Genomic DNA, 23,056 nt, shown 5'->3' with positions numbered 1-23,056 from the left:
ACGCTGGCCGACTGGCAGAAGGCCACCTACACCGACGCCCTGCTGGTGCTGCACCGGGGCCGTGTGGTGTATGAGCGTTATCACATCGGCATGCAGCCGCAGCAGCCACATGTGCTGTGGTCCATGAGCAAATCGCTGGTGGGGCTGCTGGTGACCGAACTCATCCAGGAAGGCGCCATCGACCCCAGTGCGCGCATCGTGCGTTACCTGCCCGAGCTGGCCAACAGCGCCTGGGCCGATGCCACCGTGCAGCAGACCCTGGACATGACCACCGGCGTCAAATACGCCGAAGACTTTGCGGATCCCACCTCCGGTGTCTTTCAGTACCTGGCCGCTGCGGGCCTGCAGCCTGCGCGCCCCGGCAGCAATGGGGCCAAGAGCATGGCCGAGCACTTGCCCACCGTGCAGAAGGACGGCGAGCACGGCACCGCGTTTGCCTACAAGTCGGTGGATACGGAAGTGCTGGGCTGGCTGCTGCAGCGCGTGACTGGCAAGAGCTACGCCACGCTGCTGTCCGAGCGCATCTGGTCCAAGCTGGGCACGCAGGAGGACGCGTATGTGTTTGCCGATGCCAACGGCGGCCAGGCCACCAGCGTGGGCGTGAACGCCACCTTGCGTGACCTGGGCCGTCTGGGCGAGATGCTGCGATCCAACGGCCGCTTCAACGGCCAGCAGATCGTCTCGCCCGCCACCATTGCCGAGCTGCGCAAAGGGGCCGACCCCGCCCAGTTCAGCAAGGCCCCGGGCACGGCCATGCGCGCGGGTTACTCGTACCACAACCAGTGGTGGATACCCCACGATGCCGATGGCACCTTTGAAGCCAAGGGACTGATGGGCCAGCACATCCACATCAACCCGGCGGCCGAGCTGGTGGTGGTGAAGTTCTCCACGCACCCCGTGCCCAACACCGCCTTCACCCACGCGCTGGACCGGCAAGCCTTTGCCGCACTGGCCAAGGCCGTGCGCTGAGCCTGCCCGCACGTTGCTGCTCCACCCCCCCACGAGGACCGATTCACCATGTCCCCCCAACCCTGGCTGGCCAGCTATGGCGCCATCCCTGCCCACATCGATCCCGACAGCCATCCCAGCATCGTGCACCTGCTGTGTGCCGCCATGCAGCGGTATGCGCACCGGCCCGCATTCACCTGCCTGGGCCAGACGCTGACCTATGCACATGTGGACCAGCAATCCCGCGCGTTCGCGGCCTACCTGCAAAACGTGCTGCGCGTGCGCAAGGGCGACCGCATTGCCGTGATGTGCCCGAACCTGATGGCGTTTCCCATCGCCATGCTCGGTATTGCGCGCGCGGGCTGTGTGCAGGTGAACGTGAATCCGCTGTACACCCCGCGGGAGCTGGAGCACCAGCTACAGGACGCGGGAGCCAGGGTGATGGTGATCTATGCAGGCTCTACTGCGACCCTGGCTGCCATCCAGGACCGTGTGGAACTGCACAGCATCATCACCGTGGCGCCCGGCGACGGCACCGCAGCCGACCTGCCTGGGCCGCCGGTGGATGCCCACCTGCACACCACCACCTCGTTTGCGCGTGCCCTGGCCGAGGGCGCCACCCTGCCGTTTGCGCCACCTGTGCTGGAGGGGGGCGACCTGCTGTTCCTGCAATACACCGGGGGCACCACCGGCCTGTCCAAGGGCGCCATGCTCACGCACCGCAACCTGGTGGCCAACGTGGAGCAGTTCAAGGCCTTCGTACCCGATGCCCTGCGCCCCGCGCAGGAAGTCATCGTCACCGCCATTCCGCTGTATCACATCTTCGCCCTGATGGTGAACCTGATCAGCTACTTTGCGGTGGGCGCACGCAACTGGCTGGTGCCCAACCCACGCGATCTGGACGCGCTGATCGACGTGTTAAAGGCTGCGCGCCCCAGCGTGTTCATGGGCGTCAACACGCTGTACGCCGGGCTGGCGGCGCACCCCGGCACGCAGGGCGTGGATTTCTCCAACCTGCGGCTGGCGGGCGGCGGTGGTGCCGCCATCCTGCCCTCGGTATCCACCCGCTGGCAGGCCATCACCGGCCAGTTCATCCGCGAAGGCTACGGCCTGAGCGAGACCAGTCCCGTGGTGGCCTTCAACCCCGCATCGGTCACGGCTTTCAGCGGCAGCACCGGCCTGCCCCTGCCTTCCACCGACGTGCTGCTGCTGGACGACCAGGGCCACCCCGTGCCCCTGGGCCAGCCCGGCGAGGTCTGCGTGAAAGGCCCCCAGGTCATGGGCGGCTACTGGCAGCAGCGCGAGGCCAACGCCGCCGCCTTCACGCCCGACGGCTACTTCCGCACTGGCGACATCGGCCAGCTGGACGAGCGCGGCTTTCTCAAGATCGTGGACCGCAAGAAGGACATGGTCATCGTCTCGGGCTTCAACGTCTTTCCCAACGAAGTCGAAGCCGTGGCCACCGCCTGCCCCGGCGTGCTGGAATGCGCCTGCATCGGCGTGCCAGACGAGAAAACGGGCGAGGCGCTGCGGCTGTATGTGGTGCGCGCGGCGGGTAACGCGCCACCGGTGGATGCAGACCACATCGCAGCCCACTGCCGCGCGGCGCTCACCCCCTACAAAGTGCCCCGGCAGATCGTGTTTGTGGAGGCCCTGCCCAAGTCCAGCGTTGGCAAGATCTTGCGCCGCGAGCTGCGCGACATGGCGTGACCATGGGGGTCGACGATTTCAGAAGGCGGTGGGCTTGCGCAGATGCGAGACACCTCAGCGCTTGTCAGCCCCGCCGCTGCAGATCCCGCGCCCCATAAGCGCAGTAACCCGGCTTGGGACTCTTCTTCTGCGGGTGCAGGCGACAGGTCTCGGGCCGCTTGTCATACACCGTGCACAGTCGCGTCTTGGGGTCGAGAAAGTTGCAGTCCCCACTGGCCCGCCGCGCCATCGTGAAGATCGCGTTCTTGTGGTTGAAGTGGTCGATCAGCCGCGCCTTTTGCAGCCGCTTGGCAATGTGGCGGATTTCTTCATGCTCGGCCTCGAACGGGTCCACCAGTTCGAGCCGCACCAGGTCCGAGAGCTGTACCTCCAGCGGCATGGTGCAGCAGTTGGCCGCACAGGTGTCGCACAGGCCCGCGCGGTAGCGGGTCCAGGTGTCCAGGCGGTCAACGTCAACGATGGCGATGGGGGATCTCATGGCGCAGTGTTGGACGGCTGCAGGAGCGGCTGCGACTGCGCCGCCAGCGCGTGCAACTCGTCTCCTGTGAGTCGGTAACGGATCCACTCGCTCTGCGGGCGGGCACCCAGGCTGTCATACAGCGCGATGGAAGGTGTATTCCAGTCCAGCACACTCCACTCGAAGCGCCCGCAGTCGTGGTCCACGGCGATGCGTGCGAGTTGCCTGAGCAGCGCCATGCCCGCGCCCTTGCCGCGGTGCTCTGGCGACACGTACAGGTCTTCCAGATACAGACCGTGGCGGCCCTGCCAGGTCGAATAGTTAAAGAAGTACACCGCGAAGCCCACGGGGGTATCGCCGTCCTGGCAGATCAGGCCATGCACTTTGGGATTGGTGCAGAACAGCGTGCGGTGCACATGTGCGGGTGTGGCCAGCGCCTCCTGCTCAGCCTTCTCATAGATCGCCAGTTCCCGCACGAAGTGCAGGATCAGGTTGGTGTCATCGATGGTTGCGGGACGGATGGCAAGATGGGTCATGCGAAGAAGGTCGGGCAAAGGGCACAAAGGCCACCCGAGGGTGGCCTTCCTGAATGCGCGAGCGGCGGCAGGGCGCGGCGGCGACGATCAAGCGATCGATCAGACGTCGATATTCCCCGCCCGCAGCGCATTGGTTTCAATGAAATCCCGGCGCGGCTCGACCTCATCGCCCATCAGCATTGTGAACACGCGGTCCGCTTCGATCGCATCGTCGATCTGCACGCGCAGCAGGCGGCGCACATTGGGGTCCATCGTCGTTTCCCACAGCTGCTCGGGGTTCATTTCGCCCAGGCCCTTGTAGCGCTGGCGGCTGGTGGTGCGTTCGGCTTCGGCAATCAGCCACTTCATGGCCTGGCGGAAGTCGCTGACCTTTTCTTCCTTTTGCTTCTCACCCTCGCCGCGCATCGCTTTGGCGCCTTCGGCCAGCAGGCCGCGGAAGGTTTCGGCGGCTTCGGCCAGGGCGGCGTAGTCGGCGCCGTGCACAAAGTCTTGCGTGATGACGCTGCTCTTGATGTTGCCGTGGTGGCGGCGGCTGATGCGCAGCAGGGGCTTGTCGGTGCGGGCGTCGAATTCGCCGGCCACTTCGGCGGGGGCGCCGGTGGTGTTCAGTTCGCGCAGCTTGGCCTGCAGGGCCACGGCGCTGGCTTCGGCTTCGGCCACGGAGTCGAGCTTGAGGCTCACGCCGTCGGCAATGGCGCGCAGGGCTTCGGCATCCATGAAGTTGCCCAGGCGGGCGATCACACTTTCAGCGATCTGGTGCTTGCGCGCCAGCTCGGCCAGGGTCTCGCCCGTCAGGGTTTGCGGGTTGGCGCCGCCGGTGGTCACACTGGCGTGGTTCAGCGCAATGCGCAGCAGGAAGCCGTCGAGCGCGGGGGCGTCCTTCAGGTACAGCTCTTCCTTGCCGGCCTTGACCTTGTACAGCGGCGGCTGCGCGATGTAGATGTGGCCGCGCTCCACCAGCTCGGGCATCTGGCGGTAGAAGAAGGTGAGCAGCAGGGTGCGGATGTGGGCGCCGTCGACGTCGGCGTCGGTCATGATGATGATGCGGTGGTAGCGCAGCTTGGCTACGTCAAAGTCGTCGCCGCCGGTGGTGCCGCCCGCCTTGCCGATGCCGGTACCCAGGGCCGTGATCAGCGTGAGGATTTCGTTGCTGGTCAGCAGTTTTTCGTAGCGGGCTTTTTCCACATTCAGGATCTTGCCGCGCAGGGGCAGGATGGCCTGGAACTTGCGGTCGCGGCCTTGCTTGGCAGAGCCGCCGGCGGAGTCACCCTCGACGATGTAGATCTCGCACAGGGCGGGGTCTTTTTCCTGGCAGTCGGCCAGCTTGCCGGGCAGGCCCATGCCGTCCAGCACGCCCTTGCGGCGGGTCATTTCGCGGGCTTTGCGGGCGGCTTCGCGGGCACGGGCGGCTTCGACGATCTTGCCGCAGATGATCTTGGCGTCGTTGGGCTTTTCTTGCAGGTAGTCGGTGAGCAGCTTGCCCACGATGTCTTCCACCGGCGCGCGCACTTCGCTCGACACCAGCTTGTCCTTGGTCTGGCTGCTGAACTTGGGCTCGGGCACCTTCACGCTGAGCACGCAGCACAGGCCTTCGCGCATGTCGTCACCGGTGACTTCGACCTTGGCCTTCTTGGCCAGTTCGTGTTCTTCGATGTACTTGTTGATGACGCGGGTCATCGCGGCGCGCAGGCCGGTCAGGTGGGTGCCGCCGTCACGCTGGGGGATGTTGTTGGTAAAGCACAGCACCTGTTCGGTGTATGCGCTGTTCCACTGCATGGCCACTTCCACGCCGATGTGCGTGCCGGGGATGCCGCCATACGTTTCGGCCGGGCGCTCGCCTGCGGCGTAGAAGGACGTGGGGTGCAGTACCGTCTTGCCCTTGTTGATGAACTCGACGAAGCCGCGCACGCCACCGGCGCCGGAGAAGTCGTCTTCCTTGCCGCTGCGCTCGTCCTTGAGGCGAATGCGCACGCCGTTGTTCAGGAAGGAGAGTTCGCGCAGGCGCTTGGCCAGGATCTCGTAGTGGAAGTCGTTGTTCTCTTTGAAGATCTCGGTGTCGGGCAAAAAGTGCACTTCGGTGCCGCGCTTTTCGGTCTCGCCGGTCACCTTCATGGGGCTGACCTCAAAGCCGTCCACGGTGGACAGGAGGCGGTCTTGCACAAAGCCGCGTGCAAATTCGATCTGGTGCACCTTGCCTTCGCGGCGCACGGTCAGGCGCAGCCATTTGCTGAGTGCATTCACGCAGCTCACGCCCACGCCGTGCAGGCCGCCCGAGACCTTGTAGCTGTTCTGGTTGAACTTGCCGCCTGCGTGCAGTTCGGTCAGGGCGATTTCGGCAGCACTTCGCTTGGGCTCGTGCTTGTCGTCCATCTTCACGCCCGTGGGAATGCCGCGGCCGTTGTCGGTCACGCTGATGGAGTTGTCGGTGTGGATGGTGACGACGATGTCGTCGCAGTGGCCGGCCAGGGCCTCGTCGATGGAGTTGTCGACCACCTCGAACACCAGGTGGTGCAGGCCGGTGCCGTCGCTGGTGTCGCCGATGTACATGCCGGGGCGCTTGCGCACGGCTTCCAGGCCTTCGAGGATGGTGATGGCGCCTTCGCCATAGCTTTCGCTGGCGCCGGCCTGGTTGGTGTCGATCTTGTTGACGGTGGGCTCCACATGGCCGGAGACGCCGGAGGATTCGGGCTCGGAGGGAATGTTGTTGTCAACGGTCATGGTGGGCCTTGGGATCCGTGGAAACCGGGGTTTCCAATATGTTCAATGGTCTAATTGGGCGCAAGCGCATATTGAATATGCGCTTGCAGCTATCAATAAAGTAGCGTTGGCAGTGCGGCGATGCGACTGTGGGGCAGGGCTTGTGCCACGCCGCTTCAAATGCGCATGGGCATCACGACGTACTTGAAGCTGTCGTTCTCGGGGATGGTCAGCAGCGCAGAGCTGTTGCCGTCCGAAAGCTCCACCTTCACCATGTCCTGGCCCATGTTGGCCAGGGCGTCGATGAGGTAGGTCACGTTGAAGCCGATCTCGATGGTGTCGCCACCGTAGTCGATATCGAGCTCGTCCACGGCTTCTTCCTGCTCGGCGTTGTTCGACGCCACGCGCAGGGTGCCGGGCTCCAGGTTCAGGCGCACGCCCTTGAACTTGTCGCTGGTCATGATGGCCGTGCGCTGCAGGCTGGCCAGCAGCGGGGCGCGGCCCAGGGTGATGCTGTTCTTGTGGTTCTTGGGGATCACCCGGTTGTAGTCGGGGAACTTGCCCTCGACCAGCTTGGTAACGAACTCCATGCCGCCAAAGGTGAACTTGGCCTGGTTGTTGGCGAACTGCATCTCGATGTGGGGCTGGTTCTCGCCACCCGCGTCACTCAGCAGGCGTTGCAGCTCGATCACGGTCTTGCGCGGCAGGATGACTTCCTGCTTGGGCACTTCCACATCAAGGGTGGCGCTGGCAAAGGCCAGGCGGTGGCCGTCGGTGGCCACCAGGCTCAGGGTCTTGCCCTCGGCCACAAACAGGATACCGTTGAGGTAGTAGCGGATGTCCTGCACCGCCATTGCAAATGACACCTGACCGAGCAGGTCCTTCAGCGTCTTTTGCGGCACGGCGAACACAGGGCCGAAGGCGGCGGATTCCTGCACCAGCGGGAAGTCTTCGGCCGGCAGGCTTTGCAGCGTGAAGCGGCTCTTGCCGCCCTTGAGGATGAGCTTCGACTGGGCCGATTCGAGGCTCACCGTCTGGTCACCGGGCATGGTGCGCAGGATGTCGATGAGCTTGCGCGCGCCCACGGTGGTGGTGAAGTCGCCGGTGTCGCCGCCCAGTTCGGCCGTGGTGCGGATCTGGATTTCGAGGTCGCTGGTCGTCAGCTGCAGGGCATTGCCCGTCTTGCGGATCAGCACGTTGGCCAGGATGGGCAGCGTGTGGCGGCGCTCCACGATGCCAGCCACGGACTGCAGAACCGCGAGAACCTTGTCTTGTGTTGCCTTCAGGACGATCATGTCATCAACCTCTTGTGGTTTTGGGACGGTGCGTGGACAGCGGCACAGGTCATGCCTCCCCCTGCTATCTATAACCCGCCATTTTGCCCCTTAACGGGGTCGCTTCTTCGTGGGGCTGCCCGACGGGCGTTTCCCGCTGGTTATCTACCCTTCGTGCTACCCTTTGAGCGTCTGCTCCAGCACGTGCAGCTGCTGGTTCAGCTCGGTCAGCTGCTGGCGTTCGCCCGCAATCTTGCGCACGGCATGCAAAACGGTGGTGTGGTCGCGCCCGCCGAACAATTCTCCGATCTCCGGAAGGCTCTTTTGCGTCAGCTCCTTGGCCAGGTACATCGCAATCTGGCGCGGGCGGGCAATGCTGGCCGGGCGCTTCTTGCTGTACATGTCGGCGACCTTGATCTTGTAATAGTCGGCCACCGTCTTCTGGATGTTTTCCACAGAGATCTGCCGGTTCTGGATAGACAGCAGATCACGCAGCGCCTCGCGGGCGAGCTGGATCGAAATCTCTTTCTGGTTGAAACGCGAGTACGCCAGGATCTTGCGCAGCGCGCCTTCGAGCTCCCGCACGTTGGAGCGCACGTTTTTGGCCACGAAGAAGGCGACTTCCTCGGGCATTTCAGTGCCTTCCACGCGCGCCTTGTTGATCAGGATGGCCACGCGCATTTCCAGCTCGGGCGGCTCGATCGCCACCGTCAGGCCCGAGTCAAAGCGCGACACCAGCCGCTCGTGGATGTTGGCCAGGCCTTTCGGGTACGTGTCCGAAGTCATCACGATGTGGCTCTTTTTGGCCAGCAGGGCTTCAAAGGCGTTGAAAAATTCTTCCTGCGTGCGGTCCTTGTTGGCAAAGAACTGTACGTCGTCGATCAGCAGCAGGTCGAGCGAGTGATAGCGCTCCTTGAACTCATCGAAGGTGCGGCGCTGGTAGGCCTTAACCACATCCGACACGAACTGCTCGGCATGGATGTAGAGAACTTTGGCGTCGGGCTTGTCCTGCAGCAGGCGGTTGCCCACAGCGTGCACCAGGTGGGTCTTGCCCAGGCCCACGCCGCCGTAGATGAACAGCGGGTTGTACAGGTGCCCCGGCATGCCAGCCACGTGCATGGCGGCAGAGCGTGCCATGCGGTTGGCCGTGCCCTCCACCAGGGTCTCGAAGGTGAGGGCGGCGTTGAGGCGGTTGCGGAACGCGCCCGCTGAGGCCTCATCGTTGCTGCTGGAGGGGGTTTCGGCTGGCGCTGCGGGGCTGGAGGGCTCCTGCGATGTGGGCCGTACATAAGTCCTGGCCACGGACTCACGCTGAGCGAGCGCTAACTCCAGCGTGACCGGTTGGCCATACAGGCCTTCGAGCAGCGCGGCAATGCGGCCAGCGTACTGGGCGCGGATCCAGTCGAGTTTGAAGCGGTTGCCAACGAGCAGCGTGACTTTGGAGAAGTCTTCGGCCACTTGGGCAATCAGGGGCTTGATCCAGGTGTTGAACTGTTGTTCTGGCAGGTCTTGTGCCAGTTGCTCAACGCAGGCTTGCCACAGGCCCTGACCGGCATCTGAGCCGGGCGAATTGATGGGGCTGCGGGTGGGTTCCTCGGTCATTTCTGGGGAATTCTTATTGTGGATAGGAGGAACGGGGTAAGGCGGTGGATTGTAGCTTGTCAAGGAGTTATCCACAATTTGAAGGCGGCTGTCATCCGGGGGAATCCGGGGTTGCCATGCGGGGAAGACGTGGCCTGAAAGGGTCGGGCGCTGCTGCCTCCGCGACCCGCTGGTAAAGGCCTGCCCATCGAAAGGCATTGCCAGTCGGCCACAAGCCTGCGATAATTTTGGGTTTCCCTGAATGTGTTCAGGGTGATTTGACCCGGCGCGCCGTTATTTCTGCCCCGTGGGTCTGCCTCCAGGCGATGTTTTATACATAGTGTGGGTGTGCAGATTGCAGGGGGTTCAAGAGCAGCAGTCCGGAACTGAACCTCAAGGAATAGCACCATGAAACGTACTTACCAGCCCTCCAAGACGCGCCGCGCGCGCACCCACGGTTTCCTCGTCCGCATGAAGACCCGCGGCGGCCGTGCCGTTATCAACGCACGCCGCGCCAAGGGCCGCAAGCGCCTGGCCGTCTAAGGCCGTTACGGTCTACGGCCTGTTCCCCGCCTGTTCCCGGTTTGTACCGCCAGGTTCCAAACGGGCGCTTGCATGCACAGGCTAAAAACCCGGCCGCAGTTCCAGGCTGCCATGGCGGGGGGCACTGTCTCCCGCACGGCACATTTTGCGTTGCATCGTCTGGTGCTGGACGCCGATGGCAGCGCTGCTGCCGTCCCAGCTGATGCTGTCGCACCCACAGGGCCCGGCTCCTTGCCGCACACGCAAGGGCCGCAGGCTCTGTTTGTCGTTCAGGGTGTCTGGCTGGGTGCCATGGTGCCCAAGCGCTGGGCGCGCCGCGCCGTGACGCGCAACACCATCAAACGGCAGATCTACACCGTGGGCGCCACGTTTGAGGCGCGTTTGCCGCAGGCCGCCCATGTGGTGCGCCTGCGCTCGGCGTTTGATCGCAAGCAGTTCGTGAGCGCCACGTCCGACCAGCTCAAGCAGGCGGTACGCGCGGAGCTGCTGCAGCTTTTCGGATACGCAACCCGGCATGCAGGCACTGCAGTTGCTGCATCTGTGCCGCCGGCGGCTCAGCCGGTGACTGTCCCATGATGCAGCGCTTGCTGATTGGCGTGGTCAAGGGCTATCGGCTGTTCCTCAGCCCCTGGCTGGGCTCGGCCTGCCGCTTCGAGCCGACCTGCTCGGTCTATTCGCTGCAGGCGCTGGAGCAGCACGGCGCTGCGGCAGGCAGTTATCTCACGGTGCGCAGGCTGGTACGCTGCCACCCCTGGTGTGACGGGGGCCATGATCCGGTCCCGCAAGATCTGCCGCGCAGCCTGCGGCTTTTCTCCAGGCTCACCCCTTCCACCACTCCCCCATCCTCACCAAAGAAGTCTTCATGAACGACATTCGCCGCACCATCCTGTGGGTGATTTTTGGCTTTTCCATGGTTCTGCTGTGGGACAAGTGGCAACTGCACAACGGCAACAAAGCCACCTTTTTCCCGACCACGCCCGCAGTGACAGCTCCCGTTGCCGCAGCAGGCGCGGCCTCCGGCGCGACCGGGGCTGCCAGCGTGCCTGCCACCAGCGTGCCTGCGGCCACTGCAGCAGCGCAAGGCGCGGCAGCGGTGCCCGGTCAGCCTGCTGCAGCGGCAGCGCCCGCCAAGCGCGAGCGCATCGAGGTCAAGACCGACCTGTACCGTCTGGTGTTCGACAGTGAAGGCGGTTCGCTCACGCAGGCCGAGCTGCTCAAGCATGCCGACATGACCGACAAGGCCCGCAACTTCTTGCTGCTGGACGAGAGCGCACAGCGCGTCTACGTGGCGCAGACGGGCCTGGTGGGCGGCACTTTCCCCACGCACAAGACCGTGATGACGGCCGTACCCGGCCCGCGCGAACTCAAGGACGGTGAAGACTCCATCAGCATCCGCTTCGAGTCGCCCGACCAGGGCGGCGTGAAGCTGGTCAAGACCTGGACCATCCAGCGCGGCGCCTATGACATCGCCGTCAAGCACGACATCGTCAACACCGGCAGCGCCGCCGTGTCGCCCCAGCTGTACCTGCAGCTGGTGCGTGACGGCAACAAGCCGCCCGGAGAGTCGTCGTTCTACTCCACCTTCACTGGCCCAGCGGTCTTCACCGAAGCCAAGAAGTACCAGAAGATTGAGTTCAAGGACATCGACAACGGCAAGATCGACATCCCTAAGGACTCGGCCAATGGCTACGTCGCCATGGTGCAGCACTATTTCGCCACTGCATGGCTGCTGGCCGACGGCGTGCAGCGCGAGCCCTTCACCCGCAAGGTGGACACCAACCTGTACTCCGTGGGCATGCTGACCTCCCTCGGCACCATCGAGCCGGGCGCCACCAAGACCATCGACGCGCGCCTGTTCGCCGGCCCGCAGGTCGAGACCATGATGGAAAAGCTGTACCCCGGCCTGGAACTGGTCAAGGACTACGGCTGGCTGACCATCCTGTCCAAGCCGCTGTACTGGCTGCTTGATCAGCTGCACAAGCTGCTGAACAACTGGGGCTGGTCCATCGTCGCCCTGGTGCTGCTGCTCAAGATCGCGTTCTACTGGCTCAATGCCAAGGCCTACGCCAGCATGGCCAAGATGAAGGCCATCAACCCCAAGATCATGGAGATGCGCGAGCGCCTGAAGGACAAGCCGCAGCAGATGCAGCAGGAGATGATGCGCATCTACCGCGAGGAAAAGGTCAACCCCATGGGTGGCTGCTTCCCCATCATGATCCAGATCCCGGTGTTCATTGCGCTGTACTGGGTGCTGTTGTCCAGCGTGGAAATGCGCAACGCACCTTGGATTGGCTGGATCCACGACCTCTCGGCGCCGGATCCGTTCTTCATCCTGCCCCTGCTGATGACGGCCAGCTCGCTGCTGCAGACCGCCCTGAACCCCGCGCCACCAGACCCGATGCAGGCCAAGATGATGTGGTTCATGCCGTTGATCTTCAGCGTGATGTTCTTCTTCTTCCCGGCCGGCCTGGTGCTGTACTGGCTGACCAACAACATCCTGTCGATCGCGCAGCAGTGGCTCATCAACACCCGCATGGGCGTGCCACCGCAGTTCAATCTGCCCAAGTTCAAGTGATGCGGCAGCGGCAACGCTGACATCCACGAACTGACCCCCAAAGGCCGCGCAAGCGGCCTTTTTCTTGCCCATCTACCCTGTACAGTCGCCACCATGCTTGCCCGCCACCAAGACCCCATCGTCGCCATCGCCACCGCCCCGGGGCGTGGGGCCGTCGGCATCGTGCGCGTGTCAGGGCGTGGGCTGGATGCGCTGGTGCAGGCGGTTTGTGGCCGCGCACTCAAACCCCGCGAGGCCACCTACCTGCCCTTTCGGGATGCACAGGGCCAGGCCATCGACCAGGGGCTCGCGCTGTATTTCCCCGGCCCACACAGTTACACCGGCGAAGACGTGCTGGAGCTGCAGGCCCATGGTGGCCCGGTGGTGCTGCAACTGCTGTTGGCGCGCTGCCTGGAGGCGGGTGCTGCCACCCACCCTGCTACCAGCCAGCCCTGTCTGCCGGGCCTGCGCGTGGCCCAACCCGGGGAGTTCACCGAACGGGCTTTCCTGAACGACAAGATCGACCTGGCCCAGGCCGAGGCGATTGCCGACCTGATCGACGCCAGCACGGAAGCCGCAGCCCGCAGCGCCAGCCGCTCGCTGACTGGCGCGTTTTCTGCAGAAATCCACAGCCTGCGCGACGCACTCATCCATCTGCGCATGCTGGTGGAGGCCACGCTGGATTTTCCTGAAGAAGAAATCGACTTCTTGCGCAAGGCCGATGCGCAGGGTCAGCTATCGAATTTGCAGCTGACACTGGCCTCGGTGATGCAGCGCGCGCGCCAGGGCGCTTTGCTGCGCGAGGGCATCAAGGTGGTGATTGCGGGCCAGCCCAACGCGGGCAAAAGCTCGTTGCTCAACGCGCTGGCGGGTGCCGAGCTGGCCATCGTTACGCCGATTGCGGGCACCACGCGCGACAAGGTCCAGCAGACCATCCAGATCGAAGGCGTGCCCCTGCACATCATCGACACCGCTGGCCTGCGTGACAGCCTGGACGAAGTGGAGCGCATCGGCATCGCCCGCGCCTGGGACGAGATTGCCGGAGCGGACGCTGTGCTGTTCCTGCACGATCTGTCACGACAGAATGCTCCTGAATATGTAGCTGCTGATGCAGATATCGAAAGCGCCTTGGGCCAAAAACTGCCCAAAAATATCCCCGTGATCGATGTCTGGAACAAGCTGGACTGTGCGGTGGGTGTTTCTCCCACTGCGAGCCCTGAGCGCCCTGCGGTGCACCTGTCGGCCCGCACCGGGCAGGGGCTGGATGGCTTGCGGCGGCTGTTGCTGGACGTGGCGGGCTGGCAGTCGGCGCCCGAGGGCATCTACATTGCCCGCGCCCGCCATGTGCAGGCGCTGCAGGCCGTGTCGTCGCATCTGCAGGAAGCCGCTGACCAACTGCAAGCCCAGGGCCCGGCGCTGGACCTGCTGGCTGAAGAGCTGCGGCTGGCGCAGAACGCCCTGAGCGCCATCACCGGCGAGTTCACCTCCGACGACCTGCTGGGCGTGATCTTCTCCAGCTTCTGCATCGGCAAATAGCGACCGTTGGTCGCCCTATCTTGTAAACGGACGTAAACAGCGCTTGTGTCCGATCTGTAACAGGGGTACTTTCGGCAGACCATGAATGTTCCCATGCCCGTAGCCTCCAAGGTGGACCTCAAAGGTCTGATCGACGCCATTGCCCAGACCACGGCGGAGGACAGCATGACCAACCCGCTGACGGCTGCACAGTGGGAGGTGCTGTCGTCCTACCTCCTACCGGTGGTGTTGCCCGCCGGCCAGGTGCTGTTCAGCCAGGGTGCTACGGACCGCACTTTGTACCTGGTCGAAAGCGGCAGCCTGAGCGTGCACTACCAGGACGAAAAAGAACGCCTGCGTCTGGCGATAGTGGGTGCCGGGTCGGTGGTGGGTGAAGGCGCTTTCTTCTCGCACCGCACGCGCAGCGCCACCGTGCAGGCCAGCGCGCCCTGCAAGCTGTGGAGCCTCACAGCCATCCGCTTCACCGAGCTGACCAACCGCCAGCCTGCCATTGCCCTGGGCTTGGCTATGGCCGCAGGGGCGGTGCTGGCCAAGCGCCTGGGCAACCGCCGCCGCCGCGTTGCGGCCACCTGACAAGGGGCCCCTGTCGGGGGTTTCCCTCGGGCTTCTTCCGCCTTCTGCGGGGGGATGGCGCGTTACACTCGATTTGGATTTTGTCCAGGCACCATCCGAAGAAAGCAAGCCATGTCCCTGTTCAGTTGGTTCAGCCGCAAACCCGCTCCCGCCAAGCCCCGCGCAGCGGCCGAGCCCTCCGGCCTGTTCAACGCCGACGCCACCGTGCCCCTGCAACCCGGGCGCCAGGGCAAGCCGCTCGTGGAGCCCCAGCCACCAGAGCACGCCGCCAACCGCAAGAACGAGCGCATGGAGCGCCGTGAGCTGCTCTACACCGTGGTGCGCGACGCCATGGTGCGCGCCGGCGTGCTGTCGGCCAGCTACAAGTTCAAGGTGCTGTCGCTCGACCAGCGCGGCCGCCAGTTCCTGGTGATGATGGACCTGGCCCGTGAATACGGTGGCGAGACGGTGCGCCTGAGCGAGATCGAAGCACTCATCGCCCAGACCGCCAAAACCCGTTACGACATCCTGGTGACGGCCGTGTACTGGCGCATCAACGACCATGTGGCGGTAGGGATTCCGCAAAAGGGCGTGGCGCCCCAGGGCGCTGCGCTACCGCTGCAGGCGGCTTCTACAGCGGTGCGCCGTCCGCCAGCAGCAGCGGCCACTGCCCCGGCACCCCTGGCCCCGTCGCCTGCACCGCTGGCGGGCGCACGCCCCGCTGCAGCTGCGACAACACCTGTTTCTCCGACCCCTTCGGCGCCTGCACCTGCCCCGCTGGCGGCGCGCCGCCCGCTCGGCGCGGTGTCGGCTCCCGCACCCCTGGTGTCCGCACCTGCGCCCCTGGCCGCTGCGCGGCCTGCATCCTCTCCCCGCTTTGAACCCATCGAGGCCGATGAGGTGGCTGCGTTCAAGCGTGCGCTGGCCAATGCCGCAGGGTCATCGGCGGCCACTGCAGCGGCCGCCAAGCCGGGCGTTCCCGTGCGCTCCGGCCCGCTGCTGCCACCGTCCCAGCCTACCGGCTTTGAGGACACGGAGATGCCTGGTGCCGATGGCCCGGCCCCCGACCTGAGTAGCACCCAGTACGGCGAACTTAACTAAGGATTTGTGCGGGGCATGCCGAGCGGCGCTGCGCCGCCGCCCCACGTCCTCCTTACCCCTGGGTCAGTGCCCCGCGAAGTCCACCAGCGTGTACAGCGGCAGGCCCGATTCACGCAGGCGCTGTGAGCCGCCCAGCTCGGGCAGGTCCACGATGGCGGCGCCCTCGGTGACCGTGGCCCCCAGTTTTTCCAGCAGCTTCTTGCCTGCCATCATGGTGCCGCCGGTGGCGATCAGGTCGTCGATCAGCAGCACCCGGTCACCGGCCTTCACGGCGTCGGTGTGCAGCTCCACCGTCGCACTTCCGTATTCGAGTTCATAGGTCTCCTCCACGGTCGTGAAGGGCAGCTTGCCCTTCTTGCGGATGGGTACGAAGCCTACGTTCAGCTCATAGGCCACCACAGCCCCCAGGATGAAGCCCCGTGCATCCAGGCCCGCCACCACGTCCGGGCGCAACGCCTTGTCCATGTAGCGGTGCACAAAGGCATCGATCAGCACACGGAACACCTTGGGGTCTTGCAGCAGCGGGGTGATGTCCCGGAACTGCACACCGGGCGCGGGCCAGTCGGGGACGGTGCGGATGTGCTGGCGAAGGTACTGGTTGACGCTGAGGGGCTGCATGGGCGGGTGCGGGAATGATGACTCTGAGGAAGGCCGGGCGCTGCCGGTGCCTGGGGCTGAGCCGGGGCTGCCAGGTTGCTTTGGGCACGGAAAGTGCGAGAGTGTAAACAGCCCATGTGTTTGGCGCGTGCGACTACCCCAGACGCCATAATGTGTTTCACTGGCGCTACAAACTTTGCGCCGCCTGCGATGGGCGGTGCCCCAACCACTACGCCGATCGGCCCATGCCCATCTCCGTCCTGCTGATCGAAAGTGACCACCCTCACGCACAGGCCGTGGCGGAGGCGCTGGCAGACCCCTGGTCGGGCTGGCGCGTGGACGTGGTGGGGTCGATCGCCCAGGCGCGTGAACACCTGCTGCGCAACCGCCCCGACATCGTGCTGGCTGCCCAGCGCACCGTGGATGGCTCTGCGTTTGACCTGTTGCAGCTGCTTGACGGCGTTCCCGCCATCATCATCGTGCGCATGGGGGCAGAAACCCACGCGGCCCAGGCCATGCGCCACGGATTTGACGATTTCACGGTGCAGGATCCGGCGCTGGACTACCTGCTCACCTTGCCCGCGCAGATCGAGGCCGTGCTGGAACGCAGTTCCAGCGCCCGTGCCCGCCGCGCGGCCGAGGCCATGCTGGCGCGCCAGCACCGGCTGCTGCAGGCCATCTCTCGGGCCCAGGGCATGTTCATTGCCAGTTCTGGGCCCCGTGCCGCGTTCGAGGCGCTGCTGAACGAGCTGATGACCCTGACCCAGAGCGCGTTTGGCCTGGTGGGCCAGGTGCAGCGCGCCGACGATGGGCACCCCTACCTGCGTGTGCATGCGATGACCGACATCAGCTGGGACGAGGCATCGCGCCAGCGTTACGCCAAGCACGCCGAGGACGGCATGGTGTTCGATAACCTGCACTCGCTGGTGGGCGCTGCGCTGGTTTCGGGCGAGCCTGTCATCAGCAATGATGCCAACCATGACCCGCGCAGCGCGGGCACTCCACGCGGGCACCCCACGTTGCGCACTTACCTGGGCATACCCATTCACGCCGCGGGCGAGCTGGTGGCCATGGTGGGTCTGGCCAACCGCAGCGGCGGCTACTCCAGCGCCGATGTGCAGTTTCTGCAGCCCTTGCTGAGCACCATTGGCCAGTTGGAGACCGCCCGCCGCGCCGAGCTGGCCCGCAGCCACGTGGAAGCCGAACTGGCCCGCACCAGCGCTCTGCTGGCCGAAAAGACCCAGGCGCTGGAGGGCACACTGGCCAACATCTCCCAGGGCATCACCAGTGTGGACGCCGAGGGGCGCATCCGCGTCTACAACCAGCGCTACCTGGAGCTGCTGGACCTGCCCGAGTCACTGCTGGCCACGCAGCCCCTGGTGGAAGAGGTGGTGCGCTTTCAGACTGAGCGGGGGGATTTTGGTCCCGATTTCCAGCTCATCGAACCCATGGCGCGCAAATATGTCGCCTCGGAGTACGCCGCCCACGGCAACCAGATGCCCTTGCCTGACAGCTATGTGCGGCGCACGCCCCAGGGCCGTTATATCGAGGTGCGCACCCGCGCCCTGGAGCCTGGCGGGCGCGTGCGTACGTTCACCGATGTCACCGACTACCTGAGCACGCTGGAGGCACTGCGCCAGAGCGAAGCGCGCTGGCGCAGCCTGACGGACCTGTCGTCCGACTGGTATTGGGAGCAGGACGACCAGTTCCGCTTCGTGCGGCTGGATGGCAACCCGTACCACACGGAGGGCGTGCCGGATGAGATGCACTATGGCCTGACCCGCTGGGAGCTGCCCGACACCTTCGCCACCGAGGGGCAATGGCGCGAGCACCGCGAGCAGCTGGAGGCGCACCAGGTCTTTCATGACTTCGAGATGCAGCGCCTGTCCCGGGATGGCAAACCCGTCTGGGTGTCGATCAGCGGTGAGCCCATCTTTGATGAAGAGGGGCGGTTTACCGGCTACCGGGGCGTGGCGCGCGACATCACCGAACGCAAGCTGGCCGAGGCCGAGATCCAGCGCCTGGCGTTCTACGACGAACTCACCGGCCTGCCCAACCGGCGCCTGCTGATGGACCGGCTGGAGCGCGCGGTAGCCACCACCCACCGCGAGGGCCGCCACGGCGCCCTGCTGTTTCTGGACCTGGACAACTTCAAGGGCATCAACGACACCATGGGCCACGAGTGGGGCGACCGCCTGCTGGTGCAGGTGGCTGCGCGCATCGGGGCCTGCGTGCGGGCCGCCGACACGGTGGCACGCCTGGGTGGCGATGAGTTTGTGGTCGTGCTGCAGGGCCTGCATGGCGAGGAGGTCGAGGCTGCCGCCGAGGCAGAGGCCGTGGCCCACAAGGTGCTGATGACGCTGAACCAGCCCTACGTGGTGGACGGCTGTGACATGCACAGCACCCCCAGCATCGGTATTGCGCTGTTCCAGGACGCGCAGCAGCCCGTGCAGGAGCTGCTCAAGCGCGCCGACCTGGCCATGTACCAGGCCAAGGCGCAGGGGCGCAACACCCTGTGCTTTTTCGACCCCGCCATGCAGGCCGCCGCATCGGCACGTTCTGCGCTGGAGGGGGACATCCGCCAGGGCATCTCGCGCGACGAGTTTCTGCTGCATTACCAGCCGGTGGTGGACGCCACCGGCCATCTGCTGGGTGCCGAGGCGCTGGTGCGTTGGCAGCACCCGCAGCGCGGCATGGTCTCGCCCGCCCACTTCATCCCGCTGGCCGAGCAGACGGGGCTGATCCTGCCTTTGGGTCGCCAGGTGCTGATCATGGCTTGCCGCCAGCTGGCGCAATGGGCCACAGTCCCGGCGACGGCCGCCTGGACGCTGGCCGTCAATGTCAGCGCGCAGGAGTTCCGTCAGCTGGACTTCGTAGAGCAGGTGCTGTCCGTGTTGCGTGAGTCGGGTGCCAACCCGCGCCTGCTCAAGCTCGAACTCACCGAAAGCCTGCTGTTGCACGACGTGGAGGACAGCATCCTCAAGATGCAGGCGCTGCGCACGCTGGGTGTGGGCTTTTCGCTCGACGACTTCGGCACGGGTTACTCATCGCTGAGCTATCTCAAGCGCTTGCCGCTGGACCAGCTCAAGATCGACCAGAGCTTTGTGCGCGACGTGCTCACCGACCCCAACGACGCCACCATCGCGTGCACCATCATCACGCTGGCCCGCAGCCTGGGCCTGGATGTGGTGGCCGAGGGGGTGGAAACCGAAGGGCAACGCACCTTCCTGCTGCGCAACGGCTGCCGCCAGTTCCAGGGCTATCTGTTCGGGCGCCCCGGGCCTGCAGAGTTGTTGTAGATTGCTATTAAATATATAGCTACTAGCGCATATTGCACTAGCGCTACAGGCCAATTTCATTCAAATCCTGGCGCAAACCTGCTGCAGTGGGCGCGTCCCATGCCAGGGATGCCAAACAAGGGCCGCCCCGAAGCGAGGGCATCGTCCCCTTGCCGGCGCAGCGGCTCGGGGGATGCAACCTGCCTACCCCCGCAGCAGCTTGTCCTCCGCCAGCGCCAGTGCCGCCGGGTGGCCCGACAGCACCAGCGTGTCGCCTTCGGCCAGCTGCGCGTCGTCCACGGCTGCGCTCACGTGGCCATTGCCGCGCCGCAGGTTGACCACGCGCACACCCATGGCGGGCAGGGCCAGCTGGCCCAGGCTGCGGCCCAGGGCGGTGGAGCCCGGTGGCAGGTTGATGGTGGACAGGCGCTCCTGGTCGCGTTCGTTCACGGTGTCGTCGTCCGCGCCATGGAAGTAGCCGCGCAGCAGGTTGTAGCGCGCATCGCGCTGGTCCTGCACCAGCCGCAGCACCCGGCGCATGGGCACGCCCACCAGGGCGAGGGCATGGCTGGCCAGCATCAGCGATCCTTCAATGGCCTCGGGCACGACCTCGGTCGCACCGGCCTCTTGCAGCTTGTCGAGGTACAGGTCGTCCTGCGTGCGCACCACCACCGGCACCTGCGGCGCGTGCGATCGGGCATTGGCAAGCACTTTCAGCGCGGCAGGCACGTCGATGTAGGTCACGGCCACGGCGCTCGCGCGCACCAGGCCCGCCGCCATCAGCGCCTGCAGGCGTGTGGCGTCGCCGTACACCACCGAGTCGCCGGCCGCTGCGGCCTGGCGTACGCGGTCCGGGTCCAGGTCCAGCGCCATGTACGGGATGCCTTCGTGCTCCAGCATGCGCGCCAGGTTCTGGCCGCAGCGGCCGTAGCCGCAGATGATCACGTGTTTGCTGGTGTTGATGGACTTGCGCGCAATCGACGTCATCTGCAGCGACTGCTGCAGCCAGTCGCTGGCCACCAGCTTCATCACGATGCGGTTGCTGTACATGATGAGGAAGGGCGTGGCCAGCATCGACAGAACCATGGCCGCGAGGATGGGGTTCATCAGCGCCGGCTGCACCAGCCCGTTGCTCTGCGTGAGCGACAGCAGCACAAAGCCGAACTCGCCGGCCTGCGCCAGGTACAGCCCGGTGCGCAGCGCCACACCGGTGGTCGCGCCCATGCCCCGCGCCAGCACCAGGATGATCCCCAGCTTGAGCACCAGGGGCACCGTGAGCAGCATCAGCACCAGCGCCCAGCGGTCCACCAGGATGTGCCAGTCCAGCATCATGCCGATGGTGATGAAGAACAGCCCCAGCAGCACATCGTGAAACGGCCGGATGTCCGTGCCCACCTGGTGGCGGTACTCGGTCTCGGACACCAGCACGCCCGCAATGAAGGCGCCTAGCGCCAGGCTCAGGCCTGCCAGCTCGGTCAGCCAAGCCAGGCCCAGCGTGATCAGCAGCAGGTTCAGCATGAACAGCTCGTCGCTCTTGCGCCGCGCCACCAGCGTGAGCCACCAGCGCATCAGTCGCTGGCCGCCGGTGAGCAGCAGGCCCACCAGCACCGTCGCCTTGATCAGCGCCCAGCCCAGCGAGGTCAGCAGTTGGTCGGGCGACGATCCCAGGGCTGGAATCAGCACCAGCAGCGGCACCACCGCCAGGTCCTGGAACAACAAGATGCCCATCACCCGCCGGCCGTGTTCACTCTCCAGCTCGGCCCGCTCGGCCATGAGCTTGACCACAATCGCCGTGCTGCTCATGGCCATCACGCCCGACAGCGCCAGCGCCGTCTGCCAGCCCATGTCCCACACCCCGCCCGCCCAGTGCGACAGCATCAGTGCCAGGCCGACCACGACGGCCATGGTCAGCACCACCTGCATCAGGCCCAGGCCGAACACCTGCTTGCGCATGGCGCGCAGCTTGGGCAGGCTGAACTCCAGCCCGATGGCAAACATCAGGAACACCACACCAAACTCCCCCAGATGGCGTACGCCCTCGGAGTTTTGCGTCAGCGCCAGGGCATGCGGGCCAATGAGCACCCCGGCAGCCAGATAGCCCAGCATGGGGGGGAGCTTCAGGCTGCGACAGGTCACCACGCCCAGCACTGCGGCCAGCAGGTAAAGCAGGGTGAGGGCAAGAGAAGACATGGGTTCGATGCTATCCGAGCCCGGTGGGCTGGGCACGGCCTTTTCTGCCGGGACGCACAGACCATGCCAGTGGACTTGGCGCACACGATGGTCCGGCAGGCATGCCCGGTCGATAGAATCCCTGCATGACCCCCGCCCCCGCCGCGCTGCCCCCTTTTGATGCTGATCAGGCCCTGCGCCTGGCCCGCGAGACCTTCGATATCGAGGCTGCGGCCGTCCTCGGCCTGAAGGCCCGCGTCGGCGAGCCGTTCACGCAGGCAGTGCAGGCAATCCTCACGGTGCGCGGGCGGGTGGTGGTGATGGGTATCGGAAAAAGCGGGCACGTAGGCCGCAAGATCGCCGCCACGCTCGCCTCCACCGGGACGCCCGCCATGTTCGTGCACCCGGCCGAAGCCAGCCATGGCGACCTGGGCATGATCAAGTCCATCGATATTGTGCTGGCGCTCTCCAACAGCGGGGAGGTGGATGAGGTCACCACCTTGCTGCCGGTGATCAAGCGCCTGGGAGCCACCTTGATCGCCATGACGGGGCGCCCACAATCCACCTTGGCGAAGCATGCAGACATCGTGCTAGACAGTGGCGTGGAGCGCGAGGCGTGCCCCTTGCAACTGGCCCCCACCGCCAGCACCACGGCCCAGCTGGCCATGGGCGACGCGCTGGCCGTGGCCCTGCTGGATGCCCGGGGGTTCCGTCCCGAAGACTTTGCCCGCTCGCACCCTGGCGGTGCGCTGGGCCGCAAGCTGCTCACCCATGTGAGCGACGTGATGCGCTCGGGCACCGAGGTGCCGCGCGTGGCCTCCGATGCATCGTTCAGCGACCTCATGCGCGAGATGAGCGCCAAGGGCCTGGGCGCCTCGGCCATCGTGGATGCCGCCGGGCAGGTGCTGGGCATCTTCACCGACGGTGATTTGCGCCGCCGCATCGAGGCCGGGGCGGACCTGCGGTCTACCACCGCCGCCCAGGTCATGCACGCCAACCCGCGCCGCATTGCCCCCGACGCCCTTGCCGTGGACGCCGCCGAAATGATGGAAGCCCACGCCATCACCAGCGTGCTGGTGGTGGACGCGGCGGGCGTGCTGGTGGGCGTGGTGCACATCGGCGATCTGATGCGGGCGAAGGTGATCTGACGATGGCGCTGGTTCCTCAGACCTCTCCCTCTCCTGCCCTGCAGATTGACCCTGAACTGCTACTGCGCGCCCAGGGCGTGCGCGTGGCCTTTTTCGACGTGGATGGCGTGCTCACCGACGGCGGCCTGTACTTCAGCGAAACGGGCGAGACCCTCAAGCGCTTCAACACCCTGGACGGCCACGGCCTCAAGCTGCTGCAAAAGGCAGGCATCACCCCCGCCGTGATCACCGGCCGCGACTCTGCCCCATTGCGCGTGCGCCTCAAGGCCTTGGGCGTGGAGCACGCCGTGTTCGGCACCGAAGACAAGCGCCCCGCCGCTGAGCAGATTCTGGCCACCCTGGGCCTGACCTGGGCGCAGGCCGCTGCCATGGGCG

19 protein-coding genes are annotated in these 23,056 nt (G+C 65.4%); 12 read left to right on the top strand and 7 right to left on the bottom strand.

The window, feature by feature from the left end; all coding sequences use genetic code 11:
- Both ISS20_RS13375 and ISS20_RS13370 read left to right on the top strand, forming a co-directional pair.
- Positions 1-969 (top strand): serine hydrolase (locus ISS20_RS13375; RefSeq protein WP_291437330.1); only part of this gene is annotated, 969 nt, incomplete at its 5' end.
- A gap of 48 nt (positions 970-1,017) precedes the next feature.
- Positions 1,018-2,658 carry an AMP-binding protein gene (locus tag ISS20_RS13370; protein WP_291437328.1) on the top strand — a complete coding sequence of 547 codons (1,641 nt, stop codon included), beginning with the start codon at positions 1,018-1,020 and terminating at the stop codon, positions 2,656-2,658.
- A 64-nt stretch (positions 2,659-2,722) separates the two neighbouring features.
- On the opposite strand, the gene ISS20_RS13365 is transcribed toward ISS20_RS13370, so the two are convergent.
- From ISS20_RS13365 to dnaA, 5 genes are all read right to left on the bottom strand, one after another.
- Positions 2,723-3,136: a YkgJ family cysteine cluster protein gene (locus ISS20_RS13365; RefSeq protein ID WP_015011832.1), complete on the bottom strand. Its 414-nt coding sequence runs from the start codon at positions 3,134-3,136 to the stop codon at positions 2,723-2,725.
- A complete protein-coding gene (locus ISS20_RS13360) occupies positions 3,133-3,651 on the bottom strand; it encodes a GNAT family N-acetyltransferase (RefSeq protein ID WP_291437325.1) in 519 nt (172 codons plus the stop codon). The genes ISS20_RS13365 and ISS20_RS13360 overlap by 4 nt, the downstream gene beginning before the upstream one ends.
- Positions 3,652-3,750: 99 nt before the next feature.
- A complete protein-coding gene (gyrB, locus tag ISS20_RS13355; RefSeq protein WP_291437323.1) occupies positions 3,751-6,369 on the bottom strand; it encodes a DNA topoisomerase (ATP-hydrolyzing) subunit B in 2,619 nt (872 codons plus the stop codon).
- A gap of 155 nt (positions 6,370-6,524) precedes the next feature.
- The gene (gene dnaN / locus ISS20_RS13350) at positions 6,525-7,643 is read right to left on the bottom strand and encodes a DNA polymerase III subunit beta (RefSeq protein ID WP_056642086.1); all 1,119 of its coding nucleotides are present in this window, start codon (positions 7,641-7,643) and stop codon (positions 6,525-6,527) included.
- 156 nt (positions 7,644-7,799) lie between these two features.
- Positions 7,800-9,224 carry a chromosomal replication initiator protein DnaA gene (gene dnaA, locus ISS20_RS13345; RefSeq protein WP_082522279.1) on the bottom strand — a complete coding sequence of 475 codons (1,425 nt, stop codon included), beginning with the start codon at positions 9,222-9,224 and terminating at the stop codon, positions 7,800-7,802.
- Positions 9,225-9,611: 387 nt separating this feature from the next.
- On the opposite strand from dnaA, the gene rpmH reads away from it, so the two are divergent.
- The 7 genes from rpmH to ISS20_RS13310 all read left to right on the top strand — a co-directional run bounded on the left by rpmH (position 9,612) and on the right by ISS20_RS13310 (position 15,489).
- Positions 9,612-9,746, top strand: coding sequence for a 50S ribosomal protein L34 (gene rpmH / locus ISS20_RS13340; protein WP_005798102.1), 135 nt, complete (start codon positions 9,612-9,614; stop codon positions 9,744-9,746).
- Between the two features lie 72 nt (positions 9,747-9,818).
- Complete coding sequence (locus ISS20_RS13335) at positions 9,819-10,322, top strand: ribonuclease P protein component (RefSeq protein WP_291437318.1); 504 nt, start codon at positions 9,819-9,821, stop codon at positions 10,320-10,322.
- The gene (gene yidD, locus ISS20_RS13330; protein WP_082522278.1) at positions 10,319-10,612 is read left to right on the top strand and encodes a membrane protein insertion efficiency factor YidD; all 294 of its coding nucleotides are present in this window, start codon (positions 10,319-10,321) and stop codon (positions 10,610-10,612) included. The genes ISS20_RS13335 and yidD overlap by 4 nt, the downstream gene beginning before the upstream one ends.
- A complete protein-coding gene (yidC, locus tag ISS20_RS13325) occupies positions 10,609-12,321 on the top strand; it encodes a membrane protein insertase YidC (RefSeq protein ID WP_291437313.1) in 1,713 nt (570 codons plus the stop codon). Before yidD ends, yidC begins: the two co-directional genes overlap by 4 nt.
- Before the next feature lie 93 nt (positions 12,322-12,414).
- A complete protein-coding gene (gene mnmE, locus ISS20_RS13320; RefSeq protein ID WP_291437311.1) occupies positions 12,415-13,836 on the top strand; it encodes a tRNA uridine-5-carboxymethylaminomethyl(34) synthesis GTPase MnmE in 1,422 nt (473 codons plus the stop codon).
- 81 nt (positions 13,837-13,917) lie between these two features.
- Positions 13,918-14,409, top strand: coding sequence for a cyclic nucleotide-binding domain-containing protein (locus tag ISS20_RS13315; protein WP_291437309.1), 492 nt, complete (start codon positions 13,918-13,920; stop codon positions 14,407-14,409).
- 111 nt (positions 14,410-14,520) lie between these two features.
- Positions 14,521-15,489, top strand: coding sequence for a hypothetical protein (locus tag ISS20_RS13310; RefSeq protein ID WP_291437308.1), 969 nt, complete (start codon positions 14,521-14,523; stop codon positions 15,487-15,489).
- Positions 15,490-15,552: 63 nt separating this feature from the next.
- Here ISS20_RS13310 and ISS20_RS13305 read toward each other — a convergent pair whose 3' ends face one another.
- Entirely contained in the window at positions 15,553-16,107 is a 555-nt protein-coding gene (locus ISS20_RS13305) for an adenine phosphoribosyltransferase (protein ID WP_291437306.1), read from the bottom strand.
- A gap of 224 nt (positions 16,108-16,331) precedes the next feature.
- Between ISS20_RS13305 and ISS20_RS13300 the strand changes: the two genes are divergently transcribed.
- Entirely contained in the window at positions 16,332-19,385 is a 3,054-nt protein-coding gene (locus tag ISS20_RS13300) for an EAL domain-containing protein (RefSeq protein WP_291437303.1), read from the top strand.
- A 183-nt stretch (positions 19,386-19,568) separates the two neighbouring features.
- Here the strand turns inward: ISS20_RS13300 and ISS20_RS13295 are convergent, their stop codons facing one another.
- Positions 19,569-21,554, bottom strand: a complete 1,986-nt coding sequence (locus ISS20_RS13295; protein WP_291437302.1) for a monovalent cation:proton antiporter family protein — start codon at positions 21,552-21,554, stop codon at positions 19,569-19,571.
- A 125-nt stretch (positions 21,555-21,679) separates the two neighbouring features.
- On the opposite strand from ISS20_RS13295, the gene ISS20_RS13290 reads away from it, so the two are divergent.
- Both ISS20_RS13290 and ISS20_RS13285 read left to right on the top strand, forming a co-directional pair.
- A complete protein-coding gene (locus tag ISS20_RS13290; RefSeq protein WP_291437300.1) occupies positions 21,680-22,681 on the top strand; it encodes a KpsF/GutQ family sugar-phosphate isomerase in 1,002 nt (333 codons plus the stop codon).
- Positions 22,682-22,683: 2 nt separating this feature from the next.
- Positions 22,684-23,056, top strand: a 373-nt coding sequence (locus ISS20_RS13285; RefSeq protein WP_291437298.1) for a 3-deoxy-D-manno-octulosonate 8-phosphate phosphatase, incomplete at its 3' end; no start/stop codon positions are given.

Origin of the sequence: Acidovorax sp., from assembly GCF_016783915.1 — a bacterium.
In the GTDB taxonomy this organism is placed as follows: Bacteria; Pseudomonadota; Gammaproteobacteria; order Burkholderiales; family Burkholderiaceae_C; genus Acidovorax.
This window is presented reverse-complemented; position numbering and strand designations above follow the sequence as displayed.